4 protein-coding genes, 1 tRNA gene and 1 rRNA gene are annotated in these 10,821 nt (G+C 68.5%); 1 reads left to right on the forward strand and 5 read right to left on the reverse strand.

Annotated elements, in window-relative coordinates; translation table 11 throughout:
• Nucleotides 1-84: 84 nt before the first annotated feature.
• Together ACIBNA_RS23220 and ACIBNA_RS23225 are read right to left on the reverse strand one after the other, a co-directional pair.
• Nucleotides 85-765, reverse strand: coding sequence for a two-component system response regulator (locus ACIBNA_RS23220; protein ID WP_399167041.1), 681 nt, complete (start codon nucleotides 763-765; stop codon nucleotides 85-87).
• A 307-nt stretch (nucleotides 766-1,072) separates the two neighbouring features.
• The gene (locus tag ACIBNA_RS23225; RefSeq protein WP_399167042.1) at nucleotides 1,073-6,544 is read right to left on the reverse strand and encodes a HAMP domain-containing protein; all 5,472 of its coding nucleotides are present in this window, start codon (nucleotides 6,542-6,544) and stop codon (nucleotides 1,073-1,075) included.
• A 377-nt stretch (nucleotides 6,545-6,921) separates the two neighbouring features.
• Between ACIBNA_RS23225 and ACIBNA_RS23230 the strand changes: the two genes are divergently transcribed.
• On the forward strand, nucleotides 6,922-9,675 hold the full coding sequence (locus ACIBNA_RS23230) for a SpoIIE family protein phosphatase (RefSeq protein ID WP_399167043.1): 2,754 nt from the start codon (nucleotides 6,922-6,924) through the stop codon (nucleotides 9,673-9,675).
• 43 nt (nucleotides 9,676-9,718) lie between these two features.
• On the opposite strand, the gene ACIBNA_RS23235 is transcribed toward ACIBNA_RS23230, so the two are convergent.
• From ACIBNA_RS23235 to rrf, 3 genes are all read right to left on the reverse strand, one after another.
• Nucleotides 9,719-9,794, reverse strand: a tRNA-Thr gene (locus ACIBNA_RS23235).
• A 74-nt stretch (nucleotides 9,795-9,868) separates the two neighbouring features.
• Nucleotides 9,869-10,531: a DegT/DnrJ/EryC1/StrS family aminotransferase gene (locus ACIBNA_RS23240; RefSeq protein WP_399167051.1), complete on the reverse strand. Its 663-nt coding sequence runs from the start codon at nucleotides 10,529-10,531 to the stop codon at nucleotides 9,869-9,871.
• Between the two features lie 114 nt (nucleotides 10,532-10,645).
• Nucleotides 10,646-10,762: ribosomal RNA gene (rrf, locus tag ACIBNA_RS23245) — 5S ribosomal RNA — on the reverse strand.
• Between the last annotated feature and the right edge of the window lie 59 nt (nucleotides 10,763-10,821).

Below are 10,821 nucleotides of genomic sequence, written 5' to 3' on the forward strand. Positions count from 1 at the left end.
TACGGCTTCACCCGTTCGTGTCGCTCCGGGAGAGGCACGGAACTGACGCGCGCTCATGGGCGGGCAACCACGCCTGCCCGGGCGTCAGTTCTGCGAGGACACCGACGATGTGCTCCCGGTGCCCGGCTCCAGCGCGTCCAGCGCCCGCCGCAACCCCGTGAGCTTGCGCTCCAGATGAGCCGCCGTGGCCACCGCCGCCGCGTCCGTCGAGTCGTCGTTGAGCTGCTTGGTCAGCGCCTCGGCCTGCTCCTCGACCGCCGCGAGCCGCGCCGAGAGCTCGGCGAGCAGCCCGGCCGACTCCTTGACCTCGCCGCCCGCGTCCTTGCCGTTGCCCTCCAACTGGAGCCGCAGCAGCGACGCCTGCTCACGCAGCTGGCAGTTCTTCATGTACAGCTCGACGAAGACGGAGACCTTCGCGCGCAGCACCCACGGGTCGAACGGCTTGGAGATGTAGTCGACCGCGCCCGCCGCGTAACCCCGGAAGGTGTGGTGCGGCCCGTGGTTGATCGCGGTGAGGAAGATGATCGGGATGTCCCGGGTCCGCTCCCGCCGCTTGATGTGCGCGGCTGTTTCGAAGCCGTCCATGCCCGGCATCTGGACGTCCAGCAGAATGACCGCGAAGTCGTCCGTGAGCAGCGCTTTGAGCGCTTCCTCCCCGGACGATGCCCGCACCAGCGTCTGATCGAGCGCAGAGAGGATCGCCTCCAGCGCAAGCAGATTCTCCGGCCGGTCATCGACCAGGAGGATCTTGGCCTTCTGCACCATGGCCCGCCCTCCTCGCCCCGGCGTGGGGCCTCCCCTGTCCGCAGGACCTGGGGGTGCACCGGTGGGTGCCGCCCCAGGGGACGACTCCCTTGCGCCGCCCGTCCTTGTGCCGGTCATCGTAGCCGCACCCCGCCTGTCGCCACACCCTGTCACCGCGATGTCACTGTGCACGTAGCAGAAACGCAGCAGGAGACCAGAAGGTTCCCCAGATCTCGTACTCCTACACGACTATGCGCGCACCGAGTCCGCAACTGCGTGCGAACACCGAACCTTCCCGCCAACGTTGCGTAACGGTCCAACGTTCCCCTCATTCCCCTCGCATCCACTGATCCATCACCGCGAGCAGGTGATCGGGGTCGACCGGCTTCGTGACGTAGTCGGAGGCGCCCGACTCGATCGCCTTCTCCCGGTCGCCCTTCATCGCCTTCGCGGTCAGCGCGATGATCGGCAGCCCGGCGAACTGCGGCATCCTGCGGATCGCCGTGGTCGTCGCGTACCCATCCATCTCGGGCATCATGATGTCCATCAGGACGACCGCCACGTCGTCGTGCTGCTCCAGCACCTCAATGCCCTCACGGCCGTTCTCGGCGTACAGCACGGACAGGCCATGCTGCTCCAGGACGCTGGTCAGCGCGAAGACGTTGCGGATGTCGTCGTCGACGATCAGGACCTTCTGGCCGCCGAAACGGATGCCGCGCCGCGGCTTCGGCGCCGCCTCCTGCTCCGCGGGCGTCCACTGCTCCTGCTGCGCCGGGCGCGGCGCCAGCTCCGGCATCCTGCGCCGCCGCCGGAACAGGGCGGCCGGCCCGTTCTGCGTCTCGTTGTACGACTTCACCTCGGCCGGCGTCTCGACCTCGACCTCGGACAGCTCGGACAGGTCCGACGTCGACACCATCAGGTCACCGGGCTCCAGGGCCGGCAGCTGCTGCTGATAGCCCTGCGGCGGCAGTTCGCTCGGGTGCAACGGCAGGTACAGCGTGAACGTCGAGCCACGGCCCGGCTCGCTCTGCGCGTGGATCTCACCGCCGAGCAGCTGGGCGATCTCCCGCGAGATGGACAGCCCGAGACCCGTACCGCCGTACTTGCGGCTGGTCGTACCGTCGGCCTGCTTGAACGCCTCGAAGATCACCCGCATCTTGCTGGACGCGATGCCGATCCCGGTGTCGGTCACGGAGAACGCGATCAGCTCGGCATCCGGGTCGGTCAGCGACCCGGCCTCCAGCAACTGCTCCCGGATCCTCTGCGGCACGTCGTCCCGCGCCGGCCTGATGACCAGCTCCACCGACCCGGAGTCGGTGAACTTGACCCCGTTGGACAGCAGGTTGCGCAGCACTTGGAGCAGCCGCTGCTCGTCGGTGTGCAGCGTCGCGGGCAGCTCCGGCGAGACCCGTACGGACAGGTCCAGGCCCTTCTCCGCGGTCAGCGGGCGGAAGGTGGCCTCCACGTAGTCCACGAGCTGGACGAGCGCGATCCGCGTCGGGGAGACGTCCATCTTGCCCGCCTCGACCTTCGACAGGTCGAGGATGTCGTTGATGAGCTGGAGCAGGTCGGAACCTGCCCCGTGGATCGTCTCGGCGAACTCGACCTGCTTCGGCGAGAGGTTCCCCTCGGCGTTGTCGGCGAGCAGCTTGGCCAGGATCAGCAGCGAGTTGAGCGGCGTACGCAACTCGTGCGACATGTTCGCCAGGAACTCGCTCTTGTAGCGCATCGACACCGCGAGCTGCTCGGCGCGCTCCTCCAGGACCTGCCGCGCCTCCTCGATCTCGGTGTTCTTCACCTCGATGTCGCGGTTCTGCTGGGCCAGCAGCTCGGCCTTCTCCTCCAGTTCGGCGTTGGACGCCTGGAGCGCCTTCTGCCGCTGTTCCAACTCCGCGGAGCGCTCACGCAGTTGCTCGGTCAGCTCCTGCGACTGCGCCAGCAGCAGCTCGGTCTTGGTGTTGACGGAGATGGTGTTGACGCTCGTCGCGATCATCTCGGCGATCTGGTTGAGGAAGTCCTTCTGGATCTGTGTGAACGGCGTGAAGGACGCCAGCTCGATGACGCCGAGCACGCTGCCCTCGAACAGCACCGGCAGCACGATCACCTGCGCGGGCGGCGCCTCACCGAGCCCGGAGGAGATCTTCAGATAGCCGCTCGGCGCGTTCTCCACCAGAATCGTGCGCTTCTCCTCGGCGGCTGTCCCGACCAGCGCCTCACCCGGCTGGAACGACGTCGGCATGGAGCCCATCGAGTAGCCGTACGAACCGAGCATGCGCAGCTCGTACTGGTCCTCGTCCGCGGCGCTCATGTCCTCGCCGTCGACGAGGGGCATCGCCACGAAGAACGCGCCGTGCTGCGCGGACACCACCGGCGTCAGCTCGCTCATGATCAGCGAGGCCACGTCCTCCAGGTCGCGACGCCCCTGCATCAGGGCGGAGATCCGGGCCAGGTTGCCCTTCAGCCAGTCCTGCTCCTTGTTGGCGATCGTGGTGTCGCGCAGGTTGGCGATCATCTTGTTGATGTAGTCCTGGAGCTCCTGGATCTCCCCGGACGCGTCCACGTCGATCTTCAGGTTCAGGTCGCCGCGGGTCACGGCGGTCGCCACGCGCGCGATGGCACGCACCTGCCGGGTCAGGTTCCCGGCCATCTCGTTCACGGACTCGGTCAGGTCCCGCCAGGTGCCGTCGACGTCACGCACGCGCGCCTGCCCGCCGAGCTGTCCTTCCGTGCCCACCTCGCGGGCGACCCGGGTGACCTCCTCGGCGAAGGACGACAGCTGGTCGACCATCGTGTTGATGGTCGTCTTCAGCTCCAGGATCTCCCCGCGCGCGTCGATGTCGATCTTCTTCGTCAGGTCACCCTTGGCGATCGCCGTGGTCACCATGGCGATGTTGCGCACCTGGCCGGTGAGGTTGGACGCCATCTGGTTCACGGACTCGGTGAGGTCCTTCCACGTACCGGCCACACCCGGCACATGCGCCTGACCGCCCAGGATGCCGTCCGTGCCCACCTCGCGGGCCACCTTGGTGACCTGCTCGGCGAACGAACTCAGCGTCTTCACCATCGTGTTGATGGTGTCGGCGAGCTGCGCGACCTCACCGCGCGCCTCGATCGTGACCTGCCGCGTCAGGTCACCGTTGGCGACCGCCGCGGAGACCTGGGAGATGTTCCGCACCTGTGTGGTCAGGTTCTTGGCCATCAGGTTGACGTTGTCGCTCAGGTCCTTCCAGATGCCCGTGACACCCGGCACGTGCGCCTGTCCGCCCAGGATGCCCTCGGTGCCCACCTCGCGGGCCACCCGGGTCACCTGCTCGGCGAAGGACGACAGCTGGTCCACCATCGTGTTGACGGTCGTGACGAGTTCGAGGATCTCGCCCTTGGCGTCGACGGTGATCTTCTTCGACAGGTCACCCCGGGCGACCGCGGTCGTGACCTCGGCGATGTTGCGCACCTGGATGGTCAGGTTGTTCGCCATGCCGTTCACGGACTGGGTGAGGTCCTTCCAGGTGCCGGAGACGCCCTGCACCTCGGCCTGGCCGCCCAGGATGCCCTCCGTACCCACCTCACGGGCCACACGCGTGACCTCCTGGGCGAACGACGACAGCTGGTCCACCATCGTGTTCAGGGTGTTCTTCAGCTCCAGGATTTCCCCGCGCGCATCCACGTCGATCTTCTGCGACAGATCACCCCGGGCCACCGCGGTCGCCACCTGCGCGATGTTGCGCACCTGCGCGGTGAGGTTCCCGGCCATGCCGTTCACGGAATCGGTGAGGTCACGCCACACACCGGCGACGCCGGGCACCTGCGCCTGTCCGCCCAGCCGGCCGTCCGTACCCACCTCGCGCGCGACCCGGGTCACCTGGTCGGCGAAGGCCGAGAGCTGGTCGACCATCGTGTTGATGGTGTTCTTCAGCTCCAGGATCTCGCCGCGCGCGTCCACGTCGATCTTCTGCGACAGATCACCCCGGGCCACCGCCGTCGTCACCTGCGCGATGTTGCGCACCTGGGAGGTGAGGTTCCCGGCCATGGAGTTGACGGAGTCGGTCAGCTCCTTCCACGTGCCGGACACGCCGTCCACCTGGGCCTGACCGCCGAGACGGCCCTCCGTGCCCACGTCCCGGGCCATCCGGGTCACCTGGTCGGCGAAGGACGACAGCTGATCCACCATGGTGTTCACGGTGTTCTTCATCTTGAGCATCTCGCCGGAGACGTCGACCGTGACCTTCTGCGAGAGGTCACCGTTGGCCACCGCCGTCGTCACCTGCGCGATGTTCCGCACCTGTCCGGTGAGGTTCCGGAACGCCGTGTTGACGGAGTCCGTCAGGTCCTTCCATGTCCCGGCCACACCCGGCACCTGCGCCTGACCGCCCAGCTCACCCTCGACACCGATCTCGCGTGCCACACGGGTCACTTCAGCACCGAAGGCGGAGAGCTGGTCGACCATCGTGTTGACGGTGTTCTTCAGCTCCAGCATCTCGCCGGCCACGTCCACGGTGACCTTCTGCGACAGATCACCGTTGGCCACGGCCGTCGTCACGGCGGCGATGTCCCGCACCTGAGTGGTCAGGTTCCGGAAGACCGTGTTCACCGAATCGGTGAGGTCCTTCCACGTCCCCGCCGCACCCGGCACATTCGCCTGGCCGCCGAGCCGCCCCTCGGCCCCGACCTCGTTGGCCACACGCGTGACCTCGTCCGCGAAGATCCGCAGCGTCTCGGTCATCTGGTTGATCGTCTCGGCGAGCTGCGCGACCTCGCCCCGCGCCTGCACGGTCACCTTCCGAGACAGGTCACCGTTGGCGACCGCCGTCGTCACCTCCGCGATCCCGCGCACCTGGGCCGTGAGGTTCCCGGCCATGGTGTTGACGGAGTCGGTGAGCTCCTTCCAGACACCGTCCACCCCGGGTACCTGCGCCTGCCCGCCCAGCGCACCCTCGGTGCCCACCTCACGGGCCACCCGCGTCACCTCGGAGGAGAACGCCGACAGCTGGTCCACCATCGTGTTGACGGTGTTCTTCAGCTCCAGCATCTCGCCGGCCACCTGAACGGTGACCTTCCGGGACAGATCACCCTTGGCGACCGCCGTCGTCACCAGCGCGATATCCCGCACCTGAGCGGTGAGCCGGTACGCCATCGTGTTGACGGAGTCCGTGAGATCCCTCCACGAACCCGACATGCCACGCACACGCGCCTGCCCGCCCAGCTTGCCCTCGGTGCCCACCTCACTGGCCACACGCGTGACCTCGTCGGTGAACGTCGACAGCTGGTCGACCAGATTGTTGACGGTCCGCCCGACCTTCAGGAACTCGCCGCGCAACGGCTGCCCGTTGCCGTCCGGCACCTGTGTCCGCAACTCCATACGCGGCGACAGATCACCCTCGGCCACCGCCGACAGCACCCGGCTGACCTCGGAAACCGGCCGCACCAGGTCGTCCACCAGGGCGTTCGAGTTGTCGATCGCGGTCGCCCAGGAGCCCTCGCAGGCCCCCGTCTCCAGCCGCTCGGTGAGCTTGCCCTCCCGGCCCACCATCCGCCGCACCCGCGAGAGCTCACCCGTCAGATGCAGATTGCGGTCGGCCACCTCGTTGAAAACCGCCGCGATCTCGGCCATCACGCCGTCCCCGGACACCGTGAGCCGCTTGCGGAAGTTGCCGTCCCGCATCGCCACCAGGGCAACCATCAGCCGGTTCAGGGCTGCCGTGTCCACTTCAGTCGTGCCGCTGCGCACTTTGCCCTGATTGCTTGGGGACTGTCCGCCTTTCGCGCGCGTTTTCTTGCCACGCGTCGCTGCGCCAGACTCCACTGTGTCCCTCCCGCAGGGGTCGACCGTCACTGCTGTGCTGAGGTACCACGCTCGGCGTACCGGTTACTACTGCGTATTCTCCGCCCTGCATACCAGGCCGTTCCCAGGGGGCTGCTGCCCCCGTACGCAGAAGACACTCAGCCTGCCCGGACTTTCACAAGAAGCTTGCCCAGTGTTTCACCCTGGCCGAACCAGGCCATAACAGTTCGGCAGCTTCGCACATCGTCCGCACACCCTCCGGACGGAAACACTGCAGACCGGCATCCGCATGGACCGCGAAGGTAAGTAACCTTGCATGCGGCTGTCCAGCCGCGCCGGTCCGTCCGGCCTGGGCGGTGGCACGAAGACGAGCGGGCATCGGAGGGGCGGCCGCACACATGACCACCGGACTGATCCCGGGGGGACAGCCCCCGGACCCCCGGCCGACGGGCGGCCTGCCGCAACAGCGGCGCGAGCCGGTCGGCCACGCAGCCCAGCACGTCGAGAACCGGTCGAGGAGTTCTGTGATCACCGCGCGAGCGGCCGCCAGTTTCGAGCCCGTCGGGCGATCTGTCGCGAGCGCCCGCTCCTTCGTTCGCGACACCCTCCAGGGCTGGGGCTTCGCCGACATCGTCGACGACGCCGTCGTTCTCACCAGCGAACTGGTGACCAACGCCGTGGTCCACGCCGGTACCTCCGCCGACCTGCTCTGCCTGCGCAGCGACGAGGGCGTGCGCATCGAGGTGGCCGACCGATACCCCGAGCGTGAGATCCCGCTCCAGGCCTCGGCCGTCAACATGGGCAGCCCCGACCGCGAGGGCGGACGCGGCCTCCAACTGTGCGCGGCCCTCGCCGGCCGCTGGGGCGTCGAGTACACCCCCACCCACAAGACCGTCTGGTTCCAACTCGACCTCCCGGCCCGGGCGGTGGGCACCCGCGCGGCCGGCCCCGCCCTCCCCGCCAACCTCCTCCCCCTCGCCGACGGCCGGGTCCGCGTGGCCGTCATCCAGATCGACCGCACCGGCCACATCACCGCCTGGAACGAGGACGCCGAGGACCTCTTCGGCTACCCGGCCGAGCAGGTCACCGGCAAGCCCCTGACCGACCTCGCGGCCTGGCCGCACACCCCGGGCACCAGCACCGGCATCGCGGAGGCACTCCAGCTCTCCCGCTGGGAAGGCAGTTACGGCATCCGCGCCGCCAACGGCCGCGTGACCCCCGTCTACGCCTCCCACCTGCGCGTCCGCGACACCGGCGGCGAACCGTCAACCGTGTGCCTCCTGGTACGGGACCACGAACGGGCCGTTCTCCAGACGCCCCTGCGCATCCCCGCCTCCGACACCTCCACCACCTCCGAGGGCCAGAGCACCGACCCCTTCGAGGTGTTCATCGGCTACCCCGCCCCGGACGACCTCGACGGCCTCCTCCAGCGCACGGTCGAACGCGCCCGCGACATGCTCGACGGCGACTCCGCGTTCCTCCTGCTGGCCACCGACGACGAGACGGAACTGGAGGTCCGCGCCTCCACGGGCCTGCCCTCCGCCCGCCAGCGCTTCGCCCGCGTCCCCGTCGAGGCGGGCTCCGGCCGCTACGGCTCGGCCCGTATGCCGGCCGTCCACGACGACCTGACGGCGGTCCCCGGCGCGGTGCCGCTGCTGAACGGCACCGGCATGCGCTCGGTCGTCACGGTCCCGCTGAAGGTCGAGGGCCGCCTCACCGGCTCCCTCGGCGTCGCCGCCGAGGCACCCGGCAGATACTCCAACGAGGAGGCCCTGCGCCTCCAGTTCGCCGCCGACCGCATCGCACTCGCCGTCGAATCGGCCCGCCTCGGCGAACTCGAACGCCTGCGCCGCGGCTCCCTGAACTTCCTCGTCGAGGCCTCCGACCTGCTCGCCGGCACCCTGGACCGCGACCAGACCCTGGCCCTGATGGCCCAGATGACGGTCCCGACCCTCGCCACCTGGTGCGCCGTCTACACGATCGCCCACCAGGCCTCCGAGCCGTACCTGTCGTACGTCCTGCACGAGGACGAGGAACTCATCGACGGCATCAAGTCCCTGCTGTCGAAGGTCCCCCCGCCCGACCCGGTCCCCACCCCGGGCGCCCGCGTCTGGACGGCCCCCGCCGAGGTGGCCCACCAGGCGGCCCTGCGCAGCTCCATGCGCAGCCTCGGCCTCAGCGGCGGCCCGACCCACCAGGTCACTCCCGGCATCGGCCCGACCCTCGCCACGGCATCCGCGGTGGGCGGTGAGACGGTCGTCCTCCCCCTGGTCGCCCGCAACCGCGTCATCGGCATGCTGACGCTCGGCAAGCCGACCGACGAACACTTCCGCCAGGAGATCCTGGAACTCGCCGAGGACCTGTCCCGCCGAGCCGCCCTGGCCCTGGACAACGCCCGCCTCTACTCCGAGCGCACGGCCATCAGCCAGTCCCTCCAGCGCAGCCTCCTCCCGCCGGAACTTCCCACGATCGAGGGAGTCGAGGTCGAGGTCATCTACCGCGCCGCCGGCGAGGGCAACGAGGTCGGCGGCGACTTCTACGACGTCTTCCCCATCCGCGACGGCGCCTACGGCTTCGCCATCGGCGACGTCTGCGGTACCGGCCCGAACGCCGCGGCGGTCACGGGCCTCGCCCGCCACGCCCTGCGCCTCCTGGCCCGCGAGGGCCTCAGCGGCCCGGCGGTCCTGGAACGCCTGAACTCCGCCATCCTCGACGAAGGCGCCCGCAGCCGCTTCCTCACCCTCCTCTACGGCGAGATGCGCCCCCAGGAGGACGGCAGCGCCGAACTGAAGGTCGTGTGCGCCGGCCACCCGCTCCCTCTGCGCCTGCGCCAGGACGGCTCGGTGGAGCCGGCAGCCGAACCCCAGCCGCTCCTCGGCGTCATCGAGGACCTGGAGCTCTACGAGCAGACGGTCACGCTCGACCCGGGCGATGTCCTCCTGTGCGTCACGGACGGCGTCACGGAACGCCGTGAAGGCGCCCGCATGCTGGGCGACGACGGTCTCGCCGACGTCCTCACGACCTGCACGGGCCTCACGGCCGGCGCGGTCGCGGCCCGCATCATGCGCGCGGTGGAACGCTTCGCGTCGGACGCCCCGTCCGACGACATGGCGATCCTGGCGATGCGCGTCCCGGGTCTCCACAAGGACTAGGACACGAAAAAGGCCCCACCCGTGAGGGTGGGGCCTTTTCTGCTGGAGCCCCCAAACGGAATCGAACCGTTGACCTTCTCCTTACCATGGAGACGCTCTGCCGACTGAGCTATAGGGGCCTGTTGCGTTGCGGGGCTTCCCGCGCGGCAACGGAATAGATCATACCCCGAACAGACCCGTGCTCCCAACCACCTCAGAAGGCGGGCTGAAGAAGCCCTCCAAGGGCATTACAGGCGGACACGATCCGCTGCATGTCCCGCTTGGTCAGGGTGGCATCCACAGGCAGTGCGAGCGTCTCGTCGGAAGCCCGCTCCGTCTCCGGGAGGGAAACACACCGCCGGAATTCGGGCAGTCGATGCACCGGAGTCTTCACCGGCACCCGGCATTCGACTCCCTTGGCCCGCACAGCCCGCGCGAAAGCGTCCCGATCCGGTCGCCCATTGCCCGGAACCCGCACGACGTACTGCTGATAGGTGTGCCCGTCACCGTCGTCCGGCGTCCGCACACCCCTCAACTTCGCATGGAGATAGGCCGCCCGCTCCCTGCGCTGGGCTATCTCGTCGTACGGCGCCTCGGACTCCCCGTGCTCCAGCACGAGCAGCCCGTGCCGCGCTCCCAGCGCGTGCAGCCGCCCGATGTCGGCGAGCCGCCCGAAGCGGTGTACGACCACCACGGCCGCGGTCCGCGGAGTTACCGCCGCTTCCACAGCGGAGGCGTCGAGGCAGTAGGAGACCGGATCTATGTCGGCGAACACCGGCAGCGCCCCGGCCTTGGCCACGGCCTCGGCCACCTCGACGTTCCCGAAGGCCGGCACGACGACCTCGTCACCGAGTCCGACACCGGCGGCCCTGAGCATTGCAGCAGTACCCATACTGTGGATGCTGATCGCGCAACGTGAACTTCAAGTGACGGAGAACAAAAAAGGGTTGGACCCGTAACCGAAGTTCCGGGTCCAACCCTGTCAATAATTGTTCGGCGGCGTCCTACTCTCCCACAGGGTCCCCCCTGCAGTACCATCGGCGCTGTAAGGCTTAGCTTCCGGGTTCGGAATGTAACCGGGCGTTTCCCCTACGCTATAACCACCGAAACACTATGAAACTATTCAGCCGCACCATACCGTGACCATGGCATGGGGCTGTTCGTGGT

It is taken from the genome of Streptomyces sp. NPDC050164 (assembly GCF_044459945.1).
Classification (GTDB): domain Bacteria; phylum Actinomycetota; class Actinomycetes; order Streptomycetales; family Streptomycetaceae; genus Streptomyces; species Streptomyces coeruleorubidus_A.

Bases quoted from the DNA above. Each gene is read 5' to 3' on its own strand.
- ACIBNA_RS23220 (WP_399167041.1), bottom strand. From the start codon at position 765: ATGGTGCAGAAGGCCAAGATCCTCCTGGTCGATGACCGGCCGGAGAAT.
- ACIBNA_RS23240 (WP_399167051.1), bottom strand. From the start codon at position 10,531: ATGCTCAGGGCCGCCGGTGTCGGACTCGGTGACGAGGTCGTCGTGCCG.
- ACIBNA_RS23230 (WP_399167043.1), top strand. From the start codon at position 6,922: ATGACCACCGGACTGATCCCGGGGGGACAGCCCCCGGACCCCCGGCCG.